This is a genomic window from Motiliproteus sp. (genome assembly GCF_965230735.1).
In the GTDB taxonomy this organism is placed as follows: domain Bacteria; phylum Pseudomonadota; class Gammaproteobacteria; order Pseudomonadales; family Balneatricaceae; genus Motiliproteus.
The window spans coordinates 1,299,189-1,321,838 of sequence record NZ_OZ246016.1; the positions used below are offsets into that span (position 1 = coordinate 1,299,189).

Annotated in this window: 15 protein-coding genes; 13 read left to right on the forward strand and 2 right to left on the reverse strand. The window is 53.2% G+C overall.

Annotation, left to right across the window (positions count from 1 at the left end; translation table 11 throughout):
• The first annotated feature begins 287 nt into the window (after positions 1–287).
• Positions 288–1,004 (forward strand): DNA/RNA nuclease SfsA, encoded by a 717-nt coding sequence (sfsA, locus tag ACO05M_RS06130; protein ID WP_421868922.1) that lies wholly within the window; start codon positions 288–290, stop codon positions 1,002–1,004.
• A gap of 36 nt (positions 1,005–1,040) precedes the next feature.
• Here the strand turns inward: sfsA and ACO05M_RS06135 are convergent, their stop codons facing one another.
• Positions 1,041–1,376: a Rieske (2Fe-2S) protein gene (locus tag ACO05M_RS06135; protein WP_421868925.1), complete on the reverse strand. Its 336-nt coding sequence runs from the start codon at positions 1,374–1,376 to the stop codon at positions 1,041–1,043.
• 127 nt (positions 1,377–1,503) lie between these two features.
• Here ACO05M_RS06135 and moaB point away from each other — a divergent pair, with 127 nt between their 5' ends.
• The 9 genes from moaB (at position 1,504) to ACO05M_RS06180 (ending at position 19,081) form a co-directional block, all read left to right on the forward strand.
• Positions 1,504–2,052 (forward strand): molybdenum cofactor biosynthesis protein B, encoded by a 549-nt coding sequence (gene moaB, locus ACO05M_RS06140; protein ID WP_421868928.1) that lies wholly within the window; start codon positions 1,504–1,506, stop codon positions 2,050–2,052.
• Positions 2,049–3,317 (forward strand): gephyrin-like molybdotransferase Glp, encoded by a 1,269-nt coding sequence (glp, locus tag ACO05M_RS06145; RefSeq protein WP_421868931.1) that lies wholly within the window; start codon positions 2,049–2,051, stop codon positions 3,315–3,317. The genes moaB and glp overlap by 4 nt, the downstream gene beginning before the upstream one ends.
• 439 nt (positions 3,318–3,756) lie before the next feature.
• Complete coding sequence (gene ubiU, locus ACO05M_RS06150; protein ID WP_421868934.1) at positions 3,757–4,755, forward strand: ubiquinone anaerobic biosynthesis protein UbiU; 999 nt, start codon at positions 3,757–3,759, stop codon at positions 4,753–4,755.
• Between the two features lie 21 nt (positions 4,756–4,776).
• Positions 4,777–5,691, forward strand: a complete 915-nt coding sequence (locus ACO05M_RS06155) for a U32 family peptidase (RefSeq protein WP_421868937.1) — start codon at positions 4,777–4,779, stop codon at positions 5,689–5,691.
• A gap of 144 nt (positions 5,692–5,835) precedes the next feature.
• A complete protein-coding gene (locus tag ACO05M_RS06160; protein WP_421868940.1) occupies positions 5,836–6,276 on the forward strand; it encodes a YHS domain-containing (seleno)protein in 441 nt (146 codons plus the stop codon).
• Between the two features lie 184 nt (positions 6,277–6,460).
• Positions 6,461–8,761: a type I secretion system permease/ATPase gene (locus tag ACO05M_RS06165; protein WP_421868943.1), complete on the forward strand. Its 2,301-nt coding sequence runs from the start codon at positions 6,461–6,463 to the stop codon at positions 8,759–8,761.
• The gene (locus tag ACO05M_RS06170) at positions 8,758–10,161 is read left to right on the forward strand and encodes an HlyD family type I secretion periplasmic adaptor subunit (protein ID WP_421868946.1); all 1,404 of its coding nucleotides are present in this window, start codon (positions 8,758–8,760) and stop codon (positions 10,159–10,161) included. Before ACO05M_RS06165 ends, ACO05M_RS06170 begins: the two co-directional genes overlap by 4 nt.
• A gap of 75 nt (positions 10,162–10,236) precedes the next feature.
• On the forward strand, positions 10,237–10,713 hold the full coding sequence (locus ACO05M_RS06175; RefSeq protein ID WP_421868949.1) for a hypothetical protein: 477 nt from the start codon (positions 10,237–10,239) through the stop codon (positions 10,711–10,713).
• The gene (locus ACO05M_RS06180) at positions 10,706–19,081 is read left to right on the forward strand and encodes a calcium-binding protein (protein ID WP_421868951.1); all 8,376 of its coding nucleotides are present in this window, start codon (positions 10,706–10,708) and stop codon (positions 19,079–19,081) included. Before ACO05M_RS06175 ends, ACO05M_RS06180 begins: the two co-directional genes overlap by 8 nt.
• Positions 19,082–19,150: 69 nt before the next feature.
• Here the strand turns inward: ACO05M_RS06180 and ubiT are convergent, their stop codons facing one another.
• Positions 19,151–19,711: a ubiquinone anaerobic biosynthesis accessory factor UbiT gene (gene ubiT, locus ACO05M_RS06185; protein ID WP_421868953.1), complete on the reverse strand. Its 561-nt coding sequence runs from the start codon at positions 19,709–19,711 to the stop codon at positions 19,151–19,153.
• 115 nt (positions 19,712–19,826) lie between these two features.
• Here ubiT and ACO05M_RS06190 point away from each other — a divergent pair, with 115 nt between their 5' ends.
• From ACO05M_RS06190 to ccmI, 3 genes are all read left to right on the forward strand, one after another.
• Entirely contained in the window at positions 19,827–20,393 is a 567-nt protein-coding gene (locus tag ACO05M_RS06190; protein WP_421868955.1) for a TlpA family protein disulfide reductase, read from the forward strand.
• Between the two features lie 272 nt (positions 20,394–20,665).
• Positions 20,666–20,920, forward strand: a complete 255-nt coding sequence (locus tag ACO05M_RS06195) for a c-type cytochrome (RefSeq protein WP_421870673.1) — start codon at positions 20,666–20,668, stop codon at positions 20,918–20,920.
• Positions 20,921–21,350: 430 nt separating this feature from the next.
• Positions 21,351–22,643, forward strand: coding sequence for a c-type cytochrome biogenesis protein CcmI (gene ccmI / locus ACO05M_RS06200; RefSeq protein WP_421868958.1), 1,293 nt, complete (start codon positions 21,351–21,353; stop codon positions 22,641–22,643).
• The last annotated feature ends 7 nt before the right edge of the window (positions 22,644–22,650 follow it).

Genomic DNA, 22,650 nt, shown 5'->3' on the forward strand with positions numbered 1-22,650 from the left:
CCATGCGGACGCCGCCGCGATCAATCCTTTAACCAGCGCACCGCTCGGCGTTGGTCTGATTCCATGCTTTAAGATCGAAAGAATAGCCGATCTTGAGCAGGCGCAAGAAACTAACAGATAACTATCCAGTGCGCTAGTGCAGCCGCGTCCGATTAACCCTTATAGCGCTGTTGGGGTTCCAGGGGAAGTGAAAAAGACGCAATGTTGCTGGGGTTTTAGCGCCGTTCAACTTTGGTCGTGGCTAGGGGTTTCTTTAGTATTTGGCACCGAAAAACAAGGGAATATAGATGATTTACCAACCACCGCTGCAGCCGGCCAGGCTTCTGAAACGCTACAAGCGCTTTCTGGCCGATATCGAGTTGGCTGACGGCAGCCAGATGACGCTGCACTGCCCCAATACCGGCTCGATGCGAAACTGTGCCGAGCCCGGTAGTCGGGTCTGGTTTCGTGACTCACAGAATCCGAAGCGCAAATATCCCTGTACCTGGGAGTTGGTCGAAGCCGAAGGCAAGTACCTGGCCAGCGTCAATACCGCCCGGGCCAATGACCTGGTGGAGGAAGCGATCGCCCATGATCGTATCGCCGCGCTCAAGGGCTATCCGTTGCGACGTCGGGAGGTCAAGTACGGTGCGGAAAACAGCCGGATCGATCTCTTGCTGTCGCAGCACCCGCAGGGACGTGCTGACTGCTATGTCGAGGTGAAGCAGGTCACGTTGTTGCAGGAAGGAGGCGTTGGGCGCTTTCCCGATGCGGTCACCGAGCGGGGGCGCAAGCACCTGCGCGAGCTGGAGCAGATGGTGGCCCAGGGGTATCGTGCGGTGCTGCTGTTCTGCGTACCCCACACCGGGATCGAATCGGTGGAGCCCGCCGATCAGATCGACCCGGCCTATGGTCAGGCGTTGCGCCAGGCCCAGCAGGCCGGGGTCGAGTTGCTGGCGTACCAGGCCGAGATCAGTCCGGAGCGGATTGAGCTGGTTCGGCAGCTGCCGGTGCGGTTGGACTGAGCCCCTGGCCGCTAGGCTGGGCTGCAGAGTTGCGGCTCAGCTCGGTTCCGTCGCGATCGGTTCGACCCAGACCGTACCGTCGCGCAGGCTGTACTCGATCGGTTGCAGGGCCTGGCCCTGGCAGGGTCCCTGAATACAGTCGCCGGTTTCGATCCGGAATAGCGCACCGTGGGTCGAGCACTGGATAAACTGTCGCTCCAGATCGAGAAACTGGTCCGGCTGCCACTCCAGCGGAATTCCGCGATGGGGGCAGCGATTCAGATAGAGGTATAGCTGGCCCTGGTGTTTGACCGCGATCAGCTTATGCTCACCCCAGTCCAGCCCCTTGCTCTGGCCCTCTTCGATTTCGTCGATCCGACAGATTTGATCCATATTAATTCGTGCTCGTGATTGAATCCGGATAGACATTGTCAACGACTGAGGGGGCTGACACAATCTGTGGATTCGACCGCAGCTTCGCGTCCGTCTGCGGCAAGCCGTAAACAGGAGATTGTCCCCCATGGCCCACCACGCCAATACCGAATTTGTCCCCCTGACCATTGCTGTACTGACGTTGTCCGATACCCGTACCCCGGACAACGATACTTCCGGTGACACCCTGGTCGAGCGGCTGGAAGAGGCCGGTCACCACACCGGCGACCGGGCGATCATTCCCGATGATGTTTACCAGCTGCGTGCCAAGGTTTCCCAGTGGATCGCCGATCCGGAGATCCAGGCGGTGCTGATCACCGGCGGTACCGGCTTTACCGCCCGCGATACCACGCCCGAAGCGGTAATGCCGCTGTTCGACAAGCAGATTGAAGGTTACGGCGAACTGTTCCGTCAGCTGTCCTACGAGCAGATCGGCACCTCAACGGTTCAATCGCGGGCCGTGGCCGGGGTAGCCAACCGGACCGTAATTTTCTGTATGCCGGGTTCGACCGGTGCCTGCAGGATGGCCTGGGACGGCATTATTCGTGAACAGCTCGATGCCCGCCATAAACCGTGCAACTTCGTTGAGATGGTATCGGTGAAAGGCTCGGGCTACTGCAAGGGTGAGCGCTCATGAGTGGATGCGGAGGCAAAGGCGGCGATAAGCCGCTGACCGATTGCTGCAGCCAGCCGGGCTTGATGCCGTTCGAGCAGGCGTTGGCGCAGCTTTTGGATTCGGTACAAGGCGGCAAGCAACCGGTTGAAAAGGTTCATCTGACCGCCGCCCTTGGGCGGGTACTGGCCGAAGATCTGTGTGCCGAGTTGGATGTGCCGCCGGCCGATAACAGCGCGATGGACGGTTACGCGGTTCGGGTGGCCGATCTGGCTGCCGCTGCGGGTAAACCGTTGACTATCAGCCAGCGTATTCCGGCCGGGGTCGATCCTGAGCCGTTGCAGCCGGGTACCGTGGCCCGAATCTTTACCGGCGCGTCGGTCCCCGAGGGCGCCGATGCGGTGGTGATGCAGGAGAATACCGAGCGTGACGGCGAGCAGGTCAAGATGCCGACCGAGATCCCGCTGGGCGACCATATCCGCCGTCGGGGACAGGATATCGCCAACGGTGATGCCGTGGTTAAGGCGGGTACCCGACTGCAACCGCAGCACCTGGGGGTGCTTGCCAGCATCGGTATCGCCGAGCTGCCCTGTTACCGTCCGCTACGGGTGGCGCTGCTTTCAAGCGGTGATGAACTGGCGCAGCCTGGTGAAGTTGCTGGCCCGGGACAGATCTACAACTCCAACCGCTACAGCCTGACCGGGTTGATTCAGCAGCTGGGCATGGAGCTGATCGACCTGGGAACCATCGAAGATACTCGCGCGGCGACCATCGAGGCGTTGCAGGGCGCTGCCGAAAAGGCCGATCTGCTGATCACCAGCGGTGGTGTCTCGGTGGGCGAAGAGGACCACATCAAAGCGGCGGTCGAGCAGCTGGGGGAGATCAGCCTGTGGAAACTGGCGATCAAGCCGGGCAAACCACTGGCGTTCGGTCGGGTCGGCCAGACGCCGTTTATCGGCCTGCCGGGTAACCCGGTATCGGCGATGCTCTGCTTCCAGGTTTTGGCCCGTCCGGTGATGATGAAACTGCAGGGCGCCGGTGAGCTGCATCCCAAGTCGGTGATGTTGCCGATCGACTACCAGCGCAGCAAAGCGCAAAAGCGTCGCGAATACCTGCGGGTGCGTCGGGTTGAACAGGACGGCCAGCTGGTGCTCAAGCCTTACACCAACCAGAGCTCCGGAGTGTTGACGTCGGTGGCTTGGGCCGAGGGTTACGCGGTGATTCCGGCCGATGCCCAGATCGCGGCAGGCGACCGGGTCGAGTTTATTCCTTTCTCCGAGCTGGCGTAATCCGGCTCTGTGCAGCGGTCCTGTTCGATACAGGCCGCTGCCTATTTTCATCCTGCTGAATTCTCTTCCATTCTCCTTCCCAGCGGCGTCCTGGCATGACTGATATGGTCCGGCACGGCGTCTGCGCTCGTACCAAAACCGGATCTGATTAGCCCTATTAATCGAGTGGTTTTTGGGTATGATTGTCATCTCTTGAGGGTCAGGACGCTACGGCCGGCGTGAATTCGGTTTCCAGCTTGGCGGATAGCATCGCACGGGCGGGTGGCTCAAATTGATAAGGATCATGGGAGCCGCAGGGTGGCTTTGCTACCTTGCCCGACCTATATGCTCGGGTAATTTTGACCCGCCTTCAGGTGACTGGCCTCCAGTCTGTCCGGCGGCCAATTGCTCTGCAGTAGCAACCAAACAGTTTAGGAATCAGCTAACTTAGGAATTAACTATGGAGTTGGTCTGTCCGGCGGGTAACTACCCGTCTCTCAAAGCCGCGGTCGATAACGGTGCCGATGCGGTTTATATCGGATTCAAAGACGATACCAATGCCCGCCACTTCGCTGGTTTGAATTTCAACGACAAAAAGGCCCACCGGGCGCTCGACTATGCCCGCAATAAAGGGGTCAAGGTGTTCGTGGCGGTGAATACCTACCCCCAACCCGAGGGCTGGCATCGTTGGCAGGCGGCGGTGGATCTGGCCGCCGACCTGGGGGTGAATGCCCTGATCGCCGCCGACATGGGCGTGCTGGGTTATGCGGCCGAAAAACACCCGGAACTGGCGTTGCATCTGTCGGTTCAGGGGTCGGCGACCAACTACGAGAGCCTGAAGTATTACCAGCAGCAGTTCAATATCCGCCGCGCGGTGTTGCCACGGGTGCTGTCGATGGCCCAGGTACGCCAGGTGGCGGCCCAAAGTCCGGTGGATCTGGAAGTGTTCGCGTTCGGCTCGCTGTGCATCATGGCCGAAGGCCGTTGTCACCTGTCCTCCTATATCACCGATCAGTCGCCCAACAAGTGCGGCGCCTGTTCACCGGCCCATGCGGTTCGCTGGGAAGAGCAGGATGACGGCGGACTGGAAACCCGTCTCAACAATGTCTTGATCGACCGCTTCGAGCCGGGCGAAAAAGCCGGCTATCCGACCCTGTGCAAGGGACGATTCCAGGTGGGCGAACATACCTTCCACGCGATGGAAGAACCGACCAGTCTGAATACCTTGGAGCTGCTGCCGGAGCTGCGCGAAGTCGGCGTCGGTGCGGTCAAGATCGAAGGTCGTCAGCGTAGCCCGGCCTATGTCGAGCAGGTGGTCAGCGTTTGGCGTCAGGCGATCGACGCAATGCAGGCGAATCCGGCGGGTTACAGCCCGAAACCGGAGTGGATGGCAACACTGGGTGGGGTGTCCGAAGGCACCCAGACCACCCTGGGCGCTTATTCGCGCCCGTGGCAGTAACGCAGGAGAATCGAGGTCACTATGCAACTTTCACTGGGATCACTACTGTTCTTCTGGGACCGCGAGCGGGTCTACAATTTTTATCGCGACATGATCGAGCAACCGGTCGATATCATCTATCTGGGCGAGAGCGTCTGCTCCAAGCGGCGTGAGCTGAAAACCGCCGAGTGGATCGAGCTGGGCCAGGAATTGGCGCAGTCGGGTAAAGAACCGGGCAAAGCGGCCGGCAAGCAGATCGTACTGTCTTCGCTGGCGCTGATCGAAGCCGAGTCGGAGCTGAAAACCCTGCGTCGGCTGTGCGACAACGGCGAACTGATGATCGAAGCCAACGACATCGGTGCGGTGCAATTGATGGCCGAGCGCAAGCTGCCGTTCGTGGCCGGTACCTCGATCAACATCTACAACGCCCGTACCCTGAAAAACCTCTACGACAACGGCATGCGCCGCTGGGTCATGCCGGTGGAACTGTCCGGCAAGGCGCTGGCCGATATCCTGACCGATGCCCAATCGATGGGAATCGGTGACGAGCTGGAGACCGAAGTATTCAGCTACGGACTGATGCCGTTGGCTTACTCGGCGCGCTGCTTCACCGCCCGGGCTCGAAACCTGCCCAAAGATCGATGCCAATATGTCTGCCTGGAATACCCCGACGGCCTGCCGATGAGCAGTCAGGAAGACCAGGAGGTTTTCACCATCAACGGTATCCAGACCCTGTCCGGCCAGACCTACAATCTGTTGCCGGAGCTGGACGAGATGAAACGGATCGGGGTCGATATCGTTCGCCTGAGTCCGCAGGGTGAGGAGATGGCGTCGGTGATCAAGCAGTTCCGCGATCAACTGGACGGTAACTCGAATCAGATTCCGATCATCCCGCAGGATGCGGTCAACGGTTATTGGTACGACGATGCAGGGTTGGTGAATACTCACCAATCCTGATCAACAGGAGATCCTGATTCAGAAAGCCACCGACCCCGGTGGCTTTTTTATTGCGGGTTTGATTCTTGGTCGGAGTCAGCGCTGCAACAAATGACGATTTCAACCGTCTATGCTCCCAAATCCGTTCTAATCAGGAGCATCCGAATGAAATCTCTGCTCGTCCTGCTGAGTTCTTTGCTGCTTTGGAGCAGTGTTCAGGCCGGCCCGGTTAATACCCAGGGCTGGGGCAACAACGCCATCGAAGGCTATGATCCGGTGGCCTACTTCACTGAATCTAAACCCGTTCGCGGGGACAGTGATTACTCCTACAAATGGCAGGGTGCCAACTGGCGCTTCAGCAGTGCGGAAAACCGTGAGCGTTTTATTCAGAATCCGACCGCCTATGCCCCCCAGTATGGCGGTTACTGTGCCTACGCGGTGGCCAACAACTACACCGCCAGCATCGACCCGTCGGCCTGGACGATTGTCGACGGCAAGCTGTATTTGAACTACTCCAAGTCGGTGCAGAAAACCTGGTCCAGGGATATTCCCGGTTATATTCAAAAGGGTAATAAACACTGGCCTGAGCTAAAAGAAACGTTATAACCCTGGATCCGCAGTTTGGGCTGTTGAAGCACTTCAGTTTTGCTACGTAACACTAATTGTTAAATAAGGTTTTGCGCATCTAAAACAGTAAGTTGTGCGCGCTTTAATGGTGTGAGATATTTTGTATCATTAAATGGACCCAGGATGGAGTCCGGCATTGTGATCAGCAACAAGGATGTTGTATATGCTGAGTTCTGCACAGGCTGCTTCAACCAATTCGGAGCAGCCATCTTCTCCAGAATTAGACACCGGCTTATACAGCCTCGTCTCTATAGCCCGTTTTCACCGCCTGCCTGCCGAGCTGGAGCAGCTTAAGCACCAGTTCGGTCGCGAAGAACAGCCGTTCGATACCCAGGACCTGCTACGGGCCGCCAAAGCCTTGGGGTTTCGCGCCAAGCAATCCACTGCCACGCTTCAACGCCTGCAGCCCCGCGCGTTACCGGCCATCGGTCGTGACCGTAACGGCAGTTATTTTATTATCGCTAAGGTATCGGAGCCCGAACCGGGTGCCGATAACGCTGACTGGCGAGTCCTGATCCAGCAGCCTGGTCAGCAGGCACCCCAAACCCTAAATCAGCAGGAGTTTGAAGAACTCTGGTCCGGCGAACTGATTCGGCTAGGATTGCGTGGTGGACAGGGACAAGGGCAGGGAGTGTTTAACCTTAGCTGGTTTATCCCGGCGCTGCTGAAGTACCGCAAGCATTTTACCGAGGTGATTATCGCCTCGTTCTTCCTACAGCTGTTCGCGCTGGCCACACCGCTGTTTTTCCAGGTGGTGATGGACAAGGTGCTGGTCCATCAGGGCTTTACCACCCTGGATGTGCTCGCGTTCGGCTTCTTTGTGTTGGCGTTTTTCGAGGCCACCATCGGCGGCTTGCGTCATTACCTGTTCGCCCACACCGCCAATCGGGTCGATGTGGCGCTGGGGGCCAAGTTATTTAATCACCTCACCGCATTACCGTTGGCTTATTTCGAAGCCCGTCAGGTAGGGCAGAGCGTCGCCCGAGTTCGTGAGTTGGAGACCATCCGCAACTTTATCACCGGCACCGCGCTGACGCTGATTATCGACCTCTCCTTCACCCTCGTGTTCTTTGCGGTGATGTGGTACTACAGCCCGACCCTGACGTTGATCGTGCTGGCCACCTTGCCCTGCTACGCGCTGCTGTCGATCTTTATCACCCCGATCCTGCGTCACCGGCTGGACCAGAAATTCAAGCACGGGGCCGAAAACCAGGCCTTTCTGGTGGAGTCGGTCACCGGCATCGAAACACTCAAGGCGATGGCGGTGGAGCCGCAGATGCAGCGCCGTTGGGAGGATCAGCTTAGCAAATACGTCACCGCCTCTTTCCGTAGCCAGAACCTTAACAATATCGCCAATCAGATTGCCGGTTTTATCAGCAAGCTGACCACCCTGGGGATTATCTGGTGGGGCGCCCATCTGGTAATCGGCGGTGAGCTGTCAGTGGGCCAACTGATCGCCTTCAATATGATCGCCGGACGGGTCACCGGGCCGATCCTGAAGCTGGTGCAGCTGTGGCAGGATTTCCAGCAGGCTGGTATCTCGCTGAAACGTCTGGGCGATATCCTCAATACCCCGCGCGAGCCGGGCTACAACCCCAACCGCAGCACACTGCCTAGCCTTAAAGGCGCGGTCAGTTTCGAACATGTCGGCTTCCGTTATCGTCCCGACGGCCCGCAGATCCTGAACGGGGTTAATCTGCAGGTGCGCCCGGGCGAAGTGATCGGAGTCGTCGGTCGCTCCGGCTCCGGCAAAAGCACCCTGACCAAGCTGGTGCAGCGGCTCTATGTGCCCGAATCGGGCCGGGTGCTGGTGGACGGCGTCGATCTAGCGATGGTCGACACGGCCTGGTTGCGGCGTAATATCGGCGTGGTGCTGCAGGAGAATTTCCTGTTCAACCGCTCGATCCGCGAGAATATCGCGCTGGCCAACCCCGGTTTGCCGATGGAGGCGGTGGTTCATGCCGCCAAGCTGGCCGGTGCCCACGATTTTATTCTGGAGCTGCCCGAAGGCTACGATAATCCTGTCGGCGAACACGGCTGCAACCTGTCCGGCGGCCAACGCCAGCGTATCGCTATTGCCAGGGCGTTGATCGCCGACCCCCGAATCCTGATCTTCGACGAAGCGACCAGCGCACTGGACTATGAATCCGAACGGATTATCCAAGACAATATGGCCGCCATCAGCCGGGGTCGTACCCTGTTTATCATCGCTCACCGGCTAAGCACCGTGCGTCAATGCGACCGAATTATCGTGATGGACAGAGGGCGGATTATCGAGTCCGGCAACCATGAACAGCTGTTGGCACAGAACGGCGAATACGCCCGCCTCAATAGCTTTCAGGCCAGCATTCCTAGCGCGGCAGCTAGGCGTCAGGCGTTACAAAGGCAAGGGCGACAGGAAAGACAACAGCAGGCAGCTCAACCGGCCACAGCCCAACCCGTAGCGGAGGGCACCGACGAATGAACCCGATACGCGCACTGATCAACGCCTGGCAACAACGCGGCAGCCTCGGTGATAAACATATCGCCCAAGACGAGCTGGAATTTCTCCCAGCAGCGCTGGAGATCCAGGACCGGCCACCGTCGCCGATGGGGCGGGTGATGATGTGGACCCTGATCGGACTGTTTCTGATCGGTGTGGCTTGGGCTTGCGTCGGCAAGGTCGATATCGTCGCTGTGGCCGAAGGCAAGATCGTCCCCAGCGGTAAGATCAAACCGATCCAGCCGCTGGAAAAGGGAGTGGTCAGTCGGATTCTCGTCAAAGAGGGCGAAGCGGTGATTCAAGGGCAGCCGCTGGTGGAGCTGGATGCCACCCAGACCGAAGCCGACCAACAGCGCCTGCAACACGAGCTACTCACCACCCAACTCAACCTGGCCCGCCAGCAAGCCCTGGCCAACCGGCTGGCTAGTACTGACACTGAAGCCGACACCAACGACCAACTGATTACCTGGCCTCAGCAAGCTTCCGAAGCCCAGCGGCAACTGCACCAGAGCCTGTTCGACCAGCAGTGGGCCCAGTACCAAGCCCAGACCCAGGCGCTGCGCCGAACCCAGGCCGCCAAGCTGGCCGACAAGGACGCCAGTCAGGCGCGTATCCGCAGGCTGGAGGCCACCCTTCCACTGATCAGCGAGCGAGCCGATGCCTTGAAACAGCTCAGCGAGCGCAAAATGGCCGCCCGCAATCAATACCTGGAGTTGGAGTCCGAACGGGTCGATAACGAGCTGGAACTAGTCGAAGAGCAGGCGCGCCAGCGCCAACTACGGGCCGCACTGCAGGAAACTGAGGCTCAGTTACAGGTGCTCAGGTCCCAAAGCCGCGCCCAAGCCTTCGAAGCCCTGGCCGAAAGCCAGCGCCAACAACGCACACTGGTTGAAGATCTCAGCAAAGCCCGGGATCGCAACCAGCGTCAGATCCTTTACGCGCCGGTCGACGGCGTCATCAAAGAACTGGTGTTGGCCTCCCCGGGCGAAGTCGTCACCCCGGCCCAACCGCTGATGCAGATCGTCCCCCGTGAAGAAGCCTTGGTGGTTGAAGCCTATCTGGCCAACAAGGATATCGGCTTTATCCGAGAACAGATGGATGCGGCGATCAAAGTACATACCTTCCCCTTCACCAAATATGGTCTGATTGAGGCCGAAGTTATCCAAGTCAGCGCGGATGCGTTGGCTGATGAAGAGAAAGGGTTGATCTATAAAATGAAACTGTTAATGGATCAAGACTGGTTGAATGTGGAAGGCAATAAAGTGCAGTTAATTCCGGGGATGGCAGTGACAGCTGAGGTTAAAACAGGTACGAGAAGGTTAATTGAATACTTTTTGGCACCGTTGCTTAGGTATCGGCAGGAGAGTGTTAGGGAGAGATAAGGTTTAAGTTGTTCAAGGTCTGGTTATATGATTTTTAAAAAAATTTGCAACTGCCATAAGAATAAGAATGTTCAGATGGCTCTTTCATTGCTGATTGTGCTTTTAGTAATAGTTTTCAATGAAAGCAATAAGTATATGATGAAAGAAGCTGATTTCATTAGGGATAATGTTGATAGTAGTATTGGGTACTTCGACTCGATTTATAAAGAAAGACAGAAGTCAGGGAACATATTTATCAAAATAAAGGTGGGTAATAATGTTAAATCTTATGTGCCGCTAGGTAGTGAGGTTGAGGTCACCTTAAGAGATTCAATTAGCCCTGGTGATGAAGTAAGATTTAGCTATATAGTTCTTGATAAGTTCTTATCAAATGAAAAGTATCTTCTATTTATGGAGAGTTCGGATGGATCAGTTCTTGTTGATGAGAATTCATCAATAGATTATCTAGTAAATCTCTACTCTCCAAGATGGATTGTTTTTTTAAAGATTATTTCTGCTTTAATTGCATTGATTTACATACGTTTATTATTTAAGGGAATGAATAATGAGTAATATTTTTAAAACAGTAGAGCCTAAAGCTGCTGACTGGATTAATCATGTGGGTTCATATGATAGTTTATATAATGCTCTGAAAGACGCAAAGAATGAAAACCCTGATGAGTTTGCAGCACATCTGGTTAGTGCATTAAGCGACTTTACTTCAAAGCTGGGTGCAGTTGGTGCTGCTGCAAATATTTATACACTTTATGAAGATGCTTCAAGAGATATTGCCAAGAATAATAAGCTGTCCGATGCAACAGTTCAGTCAATAGGGTCTGTAATACTGGGTGTGGCAGCAGTGGTTGGTGCCACTGCTGCAAGCCCTGCTTTACTTGCTACAGCTGCTGCCGTATCGGTTGGGTTGGCTTTTTATCAGCTTGGTTCAGACGATAGCAATTCAACATATATCCATGATATGACTTTGGATTTAGTTGACTCTGTTGATAATAAAATTGATGCAATAACTCAATATGCGTCAGAAAAAATTTATGGGGTTGAAGAGTATATTGATTCTAAAATAGTTGAAGTATCTGATGCTTATAATACATCTGTTCAGCAAGCAACAGAGTCATATAATGATGCTGAGGCTTGGATAACAGAGAATTACGAAGCGGGTAGCGATTCTTTTAATCAGGCGCTTCAAGATGCGACTGAAGAGTTTGAATCGGCAAAAGAATCAGCTATTCAGGTTTACGATGAAGCAACCGCTGCACTGGATCGGCACCTCGAAGCAACAAAAGAAGCGGTAGCGGCTATTCCGTCAGAAGTATATCAGTACGGAGAAGAAGTATTTGATAGCGCTGTAGATTACCTATCAGGAAAAATCGAAGCAGCAGAGCAGGTTTATGATGAGCTATCTTCTACAGCGCAGCAGGCGTTTGATGAAGCAGTTAAAGATGCAGCTGGTATCTATAACGACGCGGTTGCGCTAGCAAACGATACACTTGAGGCGGGTTCGGAAGCTTTGGATCAAGCACTCCAAGATGCCACTGATGCATGGGAACAGGCCCAGCAATCAGCCCAGCAGCTATTTGATGACGCATTAAGCAACGCTGCCCAGTTGGCAAATAGTGCTAAGCAAGAAGCGCAGGGTGTCGTAGATCGTGGTTTATCTTTGCTTGAAGAGTTTGGTTCGGATTTAGGCTCTGCTTTAGGTCGAATACTTGGTGGTGCTAACGACCACGCCCCTGAAATATCAAGCGCAGAATCTAAAGGTTCGCCGATTGTTTTGGATCTTGATGGTAACAGCTTTGACTCGATATCAAAAAATGCTGATATCTACTTCGATCACGACAATAACGGTTTTGCTGAGCTAACCGGATGGATCAGTGGTAATGATGGCTTCCTGGTCCGTGATCTAGACGCAAATGGAACTATTGATTCAGGTGCTGAGCTATTTGGAAATAACACAGCCCTTGCATCGGGTCGTTTAGCTCTAAATGGCTATGAAGCCTTAGCTGAGTTTGACACTAACAATGACGGAAAGGTTGGCTCTGTGGAAGCAGAGGCTGCTGGTATTAAAGTTTGGATAGATAAAAATTCTGATGGTATATCTCAAGATAAAGAGTTAAAGGCACTAACTGAGGTTGGTGTAGAGTCATTAAATACAGGATATCAAAATACGTCAGTTGATGATGGTCAAGGTAATACCATAAAGCAAACCAGCACCGCTACACTATTAGATGGAAGTAGCATCAATACTGCAGATTTTTGGTTTGATGTTGATTTGTCAAATACAAAAGAAAATGACATTGTAGAAATTGATAGTACTGTTAACAGCCTTCCTAACGCTATTGGGTTTGGTAACGCAAGAAGCCTGCATCAAGCAATGATACGAGATGATGAGCTAAAAAATCTTGTTACTCAGTTTGTCAATGCAGAGGATATAACCAATAGAAAGGCTCTATTGGAACCTATGATTTACCGATGGCTAGGTGCAGTTGATGTTGATCCTCGTAGTCGCGATGAAAATGGTGTTACTTATATAGACCCTAGGAAGGTTGTTGCTTTAGAGACTTTGACAGGTAGAGGCTATGATAGCGGACAAGGTGGTAATCATGTACAAGGTGAGCACGCTGCCTATATTTTAGAAGATGAATTTTCTAAATTTTCTTCTTACTTATACAGCCAGCTAATGGCGCAAACAGAATACTTAGATATTATAAGCAAAATTAGTTGGGAGATTAACTTTGAAACAGGTCTAGCCTCACCTAGTTTCAGGCATCTTGAATCATCATTAAGCTATCTGGAAGACACTGACCTTTTAAACAAGTACGCTGATACTATATCAGTCTTGAAAGGATTGTTTAGTTATTCAAGTCCGCTTTCAAAAAATATAGATGAATTTCTATCTTCTTCGGGGTTGCATCATCGAGTTCCAATTACAATTGAAAACGAGATTGTTGGTACCGGAAATGATGATGAAATATATTCTAACTACGGATCGATTAGCTATATAAGAGGTCTGGATGGTGATGATATATTAATCGGCTCAAGCGCTTATGATTATATTCATGGAGGAGAAGGTGATGACACTCTACACGACTATTATGGGCGTGGAATCCTGAATGGTGGGGCTGGTAATGACACCCTAAGTACTCATTATGGAAATATTTCCCTGAAAGGAGGGGGGGGCGATGATACCTTGAGTGTTATTCTCGGTAGTAACCTACTGAAGGGCGGGACTGGCGATGACACCCTTCGGATCGAACAAAGCGGAAATTACGACCGTTCCCAGAGTAGATCCAGCAACACGCTGGAAGGTGGAGCGGGTAATGATCGTCTAGAGGGGTCAGTGAGTGCTGATACTTACGTTTTTAACCGGGGCGATGGCCAGGATGTCATCAATGACTATAACCATTCCCTAATATACAACATGGTAGATCGGGTATTGTTTGGTGACGGTATCACTCAGGATCAAGTTACGGTCACCCGCGAAGGTAACAATATCGTGCTATTGATTGCCGATCCTGCTGGTATTGCCGATGATCGCATTACCCTAGAGGACGCCTTTACTGCAGTCCAAAACAAGATTGAACTGGTGGAATTCGCTGATGGTAGTAGTCTGAGTAGCTCTGAACTGCAAGTCCTGGCGCAGAAGATCCGTGGTACCGATAGTGATGATGTGATTCTCGGTACCGTTGTTATGGATGAGTTGTTTGGTGAAGGGGGGGATGACAGGCTTTCTGGAGGTCTGGGAAATGACCAACTGTATGGCGGTGCTGGCCATGATCGTCTCTATGGTAGTGATGGTAATGATACGTTAGACGGCGGATCGGGGAATGATTACCTCGAAGGAGGAGCAGGTAACGATACGTTAGACGGCGGATCGGGGAATGATTACCTCGAAGGAGGTGCAGGTAACGATAGATACTTCTTTGGGCTAGGTTCAGGCAGTGACTCGATCTACGATTACGACAGCACACCGGGCAATCAGGATGTTGTTCTCTTTACCGAAGGCGTTACTCCGGATGATGTTTCAATCTCACGTGAGTCGGATCACCTTATTCTTAGTATCAATGGAACACAGGACCAACTGCGCCTAGAAAATTGGCTCTCTGATGATAATCATAAAGTTGAACGTGTCGAATTCACTAATGGCACGATCTGGGGCGTTAACGAGCTTTGGATGTTTGCCATGACTCCCTCGAAAGGTAGTGACGACATTGAGGGTACTGAAGTAGATGACATTATTGATGGTCGAGCTGGAAATGACAAGATTGATGGAAAAGGTGGCAATGATGAACTTCACGGAGGAACCGGTAACGACATTTTAGCTGGAGGAACAGGTAGTGATGAACTCTACGGTGAAGCGGGTAGTGACAGCCTAGACGGAGGTTCGGGAAGTGACATACTACAAGGGGGAGAAGGTAATGATACCTACCTCTTCGGGCTAGGTTCAGGTGTTGACTATATCTATGATTATGACGAAACGCCAGAAAATCAGGATGTCGTTCGTTTTAAGGAAGGTGTATCTGCAAATGATATTTGGGTATCTCGTAAGTCTGATCATCTGCTCCTTAGTATCAATGGTATAGAAGACCAACTACGCCTAGAGAATTGGTTTTCCAATGATGCTTCTAAAGTAGAGCGTGTTGAATTCGATGATGGCACGATTTGGGATGTTGATGCACTCATAGCGTTGTCTCTAGCACCTACTGGGGGTAATGATGAATTTAAAGGTTCCGATGCGAATGACGTTGTCGATGGTTTAGGCGGCGATGACTATATTTATGGTAATGATGGTAACGATATTCTCTATGGAGGTACCGGTAGAGATCACCTTTATGGCGGGGCTGGAAACGATAAACTAGAGGGAGGAGCTGGCAATGATGTGCTGGAAGGGGGCTGGGGCAATGATACTTACTTCTTTGGTCTCGGTTCCGGTAGTGATCATGTCTACGATTTCCATAGTACGCCAGATAACCAAGATGTGGTTCGCTTTACCGAAGGCGTAGCTGCTGATGATGTTTCGGTCTTTCGTCAGTTTTATAACCTCATTCTCTCTATCGATGGCACTGAAGATCAACTACGCCTTAGCAATTGGTTCTCGGCTGATAGCTATAAAATCGAACGTGTCGAATTTGCCGATGGTACAGTCTGGGGTGTTGATCACCTTACATCTTTCTCTTTAGCTCCCACAGAAGGTGATGACGAGATCGAGGGTACCGGAATTGATGACGTCATCAATGGTCTAGGTGGCCATGATGAGATATACGGTGATGACGGCAACGATACGCTGGATGGCGGTGCTGGAAACGATTTCATCAGCGGAGGTATGGGTGACGACATTCTAGACGGAGGATCGGGTAATGATGAACTCCAAGGTGCCGCAGGTAACGATACTTATCTCTTTGGTCATGGGTCAGGCGTTGACTCTATTTCAGAATACGATGGAACACCAGGTAATCAGGATGTTATCCGCTTCACTGAAGGTATAGCCCCAGATGACGTTTCGGTGATTCGTGATATCAATGATCTTGTGCTCGGAATCAAGGGCACAGAGGATCAATTACGTATTGGGTACTGGTTCGCCAGCGATGTGTGTAAAGTCGAACATGTCGAATTTGCTGATGGTACGGTCTGGGGAATTGATGAGATAACAGCGCTTTCTCTGGCTCCTACGGAAGGTGATGACGAAATTGAAGGTACCGAAGAGGACGACGTCATCAATGGCCTAGGCGGCCATGATGAGATTTACGGTGATGACGGCAACGATACGCTGGATGGCGGTGCTGGTGATGACTATCTCGACGGGGGTGCGGGTAACGATACCTATCTCTTTGGACGTGGCTCAGGCAGTGACTCGATCTACGATTACGACAGCACACCGGGCAATCAGGACGTTGTTCGCTTTACAGAAGGCATAGCTCCTGTAGACGTTTTGGTCAGCCGCAATGATGGCTCCCTTGTTCTGAGCATCAATGGCACCGAGGATCAGCTATCTCTGGATGATTGGTTCGATGATGATGCTTCTAAAGTTGAGCGTGTTGAGTTTGCCGATGGCACGGCCTGGGGCCTCGATGATCTCTGGGCGTTTGCCATGGCACCCACAGAAGGCGATGACGAGATTGAGGGTACCGAAGAGGATGACGTCATCAATGGTCTAGGTGGCCATGATGAGATTTACGGTAATGACGGCAGCGATACGCTCGATGGCGGTGCTGGTGATGACTATCTCGACGGGGGGGACGGTAATGATACCTATCTCTTTGGCCGTGGTTCCGGCAGTGACTCGATCTACGATTACGACAGCACACCGGGCAACCTGGACGTAGTTCGCTTTACCGAAGGCGTAGCTCCTGCAGATGTTTCGTTCAGCCGCGTCGATGACGACCTTGTTTTGAGTATCAATGGCACCGAGGACCAGCTATCTCTGGGTGATTGGTTCGACAGCGATGCTAATAAAATCGAGCGTGTTGAGTTCACCGATGGCACGGTCTGGGGTTTTGATGAACTCTGGGCGTTCGCCATGGCGCCCACCGAAGGCGACGACGAGATTGAGGGTACCGAAGAGGATGACGTTCTTAACGGCTTAGGCGGTGACGATGAGATTTCCGGCGATGACGGCAACGATACGCTGGATGGCGGTGCTGGCGATGACTACCTCGAAGGGGGGGCGGGTAACGACACCTACCTCTTTGGTCTTGGCTCAGGCAGTGACTCGATTTACGACTACGACAGTACGTCGGGCAATCAGGATGTTGTCCGCTTTACCGAAGGCGTAGCTCCTGCAGATGTTTCGTTCAGCCGCGTCGATGACGACCTTGTTCTGAGTATCAATGGCACCGAGGACCAGCTATCTCTGGGTGATTGGTTCGACAGCGATGCTAATAAAATCGAGCGTGTTGAGTTCACCGATGGCACGGTCTGGGGTTTTGATGAACTCTGGGCGTTCGCCATGGCGCCCACCGAAGGCGACGACGAGATTGAGGGTACCGAAGAGGATGACGTTCTTAATGGCTTAGGCGGTGACGATGAGATTTCCGGTGGTGACGGCAACGATACGCTGGATGGCTGTGCTGGCGATGACTACCTCGAAGGGGGGGCGGGTAACGACACCTACCTATTTGGTCTTGGCTCAGGCAGTGACTCGATTTACGACTACGACAGTACGTCGGGCAATCAGGATGTTGTCCGCTTTACCGAAGGCGTAGCTCCGGCCGACATTTCCTTCAGTCGTGATTTTGATTCTCTTGTTCTCAGCATTAATGGTACCGAGGATCAACTGACTCTGGGTAATTGGTTCGGTAGTGATACAACAAAAATCGAGCGTGTTGAGTTTGCTGATGGCACGGTCTGGGGTTTTGATGAACTCTGGGCGTTCGCCATGGCGCCCACCGAAGGCGACGACGAGATTGAGGGTACCGAAGAGGATGACGTTCTTAACGGCTTAGGCGGTGACGATGAGATTTCCGGCGATGACGGCAACGATACGCTGGATGGCGGTGCTGGCGATGACTACCTCGAAGGGGGGGCGGGTAACGACACCTACCTCTTTGGTCTTGGCTCAGGCAGTGACTCGATTTACGACTACGACAGTACGCCGGGTAATCAGGATGTTATTCGCTTCATCGAAGGTGTAGCTGCAGGCGATATCTCGGTTAGCCAAAATTTAGACGATCTCGTTCTCTCTATCAATGACACAGAAGATCAACTGGTCCTTCGGAACTGGTTTTCCAACGCTAGTGACAGCGCAGCTTTTAAAATTGAGCGTGTCGAATTTTCCGATGGTACAGTTTGGGGCATTGACCACCTTACGTCTTACTCTTTAGCTCCCACAGAAGGTGATGACGAGATCCAAGGTACTGAAATTGATGACGTTATCGATGGCTTAGGTGGCAATGACGAGATATATGGTGAAGGAGGTAACGATATCCTCTACGGCGGTGCCGGCAACGATATCCTTTATGGGGCACCTGAAGAGGTAGAAGGAGAGGATAACGATACGCTAGATGGTGGGGCTGGTAATGACAGTCTTTACGGCGGAGCAGGCAACGATACCTACATCTTTGGCCTTGGGGCAGGCAGTGACTTAATTTACGACTTCGATAGTACGCCCGGTAATCAGGATGTTGTCTGCTTTACTGATGGCATAGCTGCGGATGACGTTTCGGTTAGCCGTGAATCTGATCACCTTATTCTAAGTATCGATGGTACAGAGGATCAATTGGTTCTGCGTCACTGGTTCGGAAACATTGCTTATAAAGTAGAGCGTGTTGAATTCACCGATGGTACGGCTTGGGGTATTGATGAGGTACAAGCACTTGCTATAGCACCCACGGAAGGTGATGACGTAGTTGAGGGCACCGAAGGGGATGATGTCATTGATGGTTTAGGTGGCAATGACGAAATCCGGGGTAATGACGGCAATGACTCACTCTACGGTGGCGCTGGCAACGATATCCTTATTGGTGCAGCCGAAGAAGTATCCGGAGAGGATAACGATACGCTGGAAGGAGGGATAGGAAATGACTCTCTCCATGGAGGAGCAGGCGACGATACCTATGTGTTTAACCTAGGTGATGGTCAGGACAGCATAAGTGATTTTGAGGGAGGCCATAACGAAACAGATCGTATTCAGTTTGGCATGGGCTTGGAAAGATCTGATTTATGGTTCTCTCAAGATGGAGGTGACCTCTTGATTGATACTGTCGGTACTGATGACCAAATTCGGATTAAAAACTGGTATTCAAGTACTCAGACTCAAATCGAAGAGATTCACGCAGGGGGTTCAGTACTGACCAACAACCTTGTCGATCAACTGGTCAATGCCATGGCTGAGTTTGATGTCCCCGCCGGTGATGGTGCGGTGCTGCCTCAGGAGACGAAGGATCAGCTGGCTCCGGTGATTGCATCCAGTTGGCAGCCTTTGGCGTAGGCTAAAGGCACATGTAAAGCCGTCCAGAACTTATCCGGGCGGCTTTTCTGTTTGTAGAGTAAGGGGGATTTACAGGAGCTTGTTAAGCAGCGGCGCACCCTTATCGAGGATCAGTTTGATCATCGGCGGCAGGCTGTCCTGATCGACGCTATCCATCAGGTTCTTCACTTCCAGCCCGACTTCGGTATCGCCTTCAATCATCAGACGGCGCTGGAAGAACAGGCTGTCGGGGTCTTCGCTGCGGGTAGCCAGCAGTACGAACTCTTTCAGGTTACCGCGGATGCCGGCATCTTCGATCTCGTCAGGGCTGGCGATCAGTCCATCTTCTTCGCTGTAGCTGAAGAACCAACGCAGCTGCAGGTCGCTGATTTCAACTTTCAGCCACTTGCCTTCGAGGAACTCGAAGTCGCCGTCTTCCAACGGCTCGGCGAAGGCTTGCTCCATCAGGTTGAGCATCACTTTGCGCTGCACCGGGAAAGGGATCTTACCGGCCTGCTGCATCGCTTTAACGGAGACTTTCTTCAGCAGCTCGGCGGGAAGTGCCGGCTTGGGTGCCGAGATCGGCAGGGCGGAAAAAGGCAGCTGGCTGATGGGGAAGTTCGGCAGCGGTAGTGTAGGCAGTTTGATCATAGGGCAGAATCGCAGGCTGAGATGGCTGACAGTTGAGTTGATCGATTATTCCACAGTGATTGCGGGTTTTAAATCCGCCCGGCAGTTGGTATCACCGCTTTGTTCTGATAATTTGATGCCGCTCAATTTCCATCTGTTCCCATCGATCACCGCAGGGCTGACCATGATTCAACCGGAGATGATTAAACGCTGCACCACGCTGTTGCTGGCTTCGCTGCTGATGATCGGTTTGGCTGGTTGCGACTCGGAAGCGGAGACCGAGACCGGACCGTCGATCGCCGACGTGGTACTGCCGGATCTGGATGGCAAGCCACAATCTTTCCAGCATTACGCCGGTAAAACCCTGGTGGTTAATCTGTGGGCCACCTGGTGTGCACCCTGCGTGAAGGAGATGCCGGCGTTGCAGCGGTTGAGCGAGGCGCTTGACCCGGCGCGATTTGTGGTCGTCGGGGTCAATGTCGATCAGCAGGCCGAGCCGGTGAAGGGCTTTCTCGTCGAGCACGGGATCAGTTTCCCCCAGCTCAGCGATGCCAAGATGGCATTTGCCAGCGATACCCTGGGAGTCAATGTCTATCCCTATACCCTGATCGTCGATCCCCAGGGAATGGTCCAGCAGCGGATTCTTGGGCCGCGGGAGTGGGACGACCCGGATTACTACCAGGATCTGTTGGCACTGGACTGAGCTGAAACTCGCCCCGGCTTTCCTTAAGGCAATATTCAGGTTGCCTGATCAACAATGCTCATCGACAGAATTTTTCAGGATTTGGAGAACGAAGTTGAGAGGGAGATCGGGCCACTAAGGCCGAATATCTCGGGAAATTAGACCAATTCCCGGTTATTCAAGAAACCTCACTTCTGGTATAGTCTCCTCTGCTCTTCACGAGCTATCACTTTTGAGAAGGTAATAGGTTGATTATTATGAAAAAAGTAATTGCTTTTGCTGCCGCTGCTCTGATGAGCACTGCTGTATTTGCTGACGGCGAAGCTGTCTACAACAAAGCATGTGTAACTTGCCACGCTGCTGGTGTTGCTAACGCTCCTAAGACTAAGGACGCGGCTGCCTGGGCTCCTCGTATGGAAGCTGCTGGCGGCATCGACGGACTGCTGGCCATCGCTAAGTCCGGTAAGGGTGCGATGCCTCCGATGGGTCTGTGCGCCACCTGTACCGATGACGAGCTGAAGGCCGCCATCGAATACATGCTCAAGTAAGAGTACTGGACGTAGCCCATCACGGGCTGCGTCCTCCCTTGTTTTACTCTCCTCGCTTTATCCTGATCTTCCCGCTGTTAATCCCTCACCAACGGTAACAAGCCCGTTTATTTCTCGTCTGCATTAAGGTGCTTTGGCTGCAACATTATCTTTGGCCGAAATTGCATTAGATCAATGCGGGGATATATGTCATCGCTTTAGGCTTGATCAAAATCTGTTGATGGTGGCCGTTGTGCACTGTCGATAGGGGGCCAAAGCAGTATAATGCTGCGCTGGCGTAAAATCGGTCAAACTTTTGCCCCGCTTCGCTGTCTACGATGACGCCGGAGCAGTGAAGTGCCCGCAGAGGCCCGCTTGACCGGCAATAACGATATGTTCGGGTGTGACAACCGAAAACTTGAGATCCCTCTCTTTGGTGTAATTACTGATTATGATGACGCTTTTTTGGTCGATGATGGCCGTATTGATCGTGCTGACGCTGGTGTTCATTTGGTGGCCCTGGCTGCGCAAAGCAGATCCTCAGCAGCAACTCTCCGCGGTCGATCGTAATCAGCTCAATATCGAAATTTTCAAGCAGCGACTGGCTGAGCTGGAGAAGGAACTGGCCCAAGGTAACCTGGATCAGACTGCCTTCGACGAGCTGAAGCTGGAGCTGGAACAGAACCTGCTGCAGGAGGTCGACGAACCCGAAGCACAACAGCAAACGGCTGTCGCTTCGCGCGGACCGATCTGGCTGCCGGTGGGGCTGAGTGTACTGGTTCCGGTACTGTCGATCGTGATGTACCTGAAATGGGGCGCCAGCGATAAACTGGCGATTCCGGCGGCACCGGTGGTTCAGCAAGGTGAAGAGCAGCAGGGGCATGATCCGCAGTCACTGGAAGAGCAGGTGGAAATGCTCCGTGAGCGGATGCAGGCGTCACCGGACAACCCCGAAGGCTGGTTTATCCTGGCCCGCACCTACATGACGCTGGAGAACTATAAGGAAGCGGCTTGGGCTTACGGACGCTTGACCGATCTGATCGGTGAGCAGGCCGAAATTTTGAGCCAGCAGGCCCAGGCGCTTTACTTCGTCAACGATCACCGGGTAACCGACGAGGTACAACAACTACTGGATAAGGCCTTGGAGCTGAATCCGGAGGATCCGGGTGCACTCGGACTGCAGGGCATCGCGGCCTATACCCAGGGCGACTTCATCGCCGCAATCGAATATTGGACCCAACTGATCGAGACCGATCCGGAAAGCCCCAGCCGTAACGGTGTGGTCGACATGATCGAGCAGGCCAAAGCCAATCTGGCCCAGCAGGGCGTGGTCTACGAACCGAAGATTCCGGCAGCACCGAGTGCTGCACCTAGTGAAACCGATCCCGCCATGGCGGCGCTGATCCCGGTACGGGTGGAGCTGGCGCCGGAACTGGCCAACGGTTTGGCCGCCGACACCACGGTGTTCGTGTTCGCCCAACCGGTCGATGGACCGAAAATGCCGCTGGCAGCTGCGCGCCTGAAATTGAGCGATCTGCCCGCCGAACTGATTTTGGACGATTCAATGGCAATGACGCCGATGGCCAAGCTGTCTGCCCACCAGCAGGTGCAGCTGCGGGCCAGTGTCAGCCGCTCTGGTGATGTCAACCTGCAGCCGGGCGACCTGCGTGGTCAGGTGACTCCGGTGGCGGTCAGTGGCCATCAGCAGCCGGTCACCGTGTTGATCGATCAGGTCGTGCAATAAGAGCGCA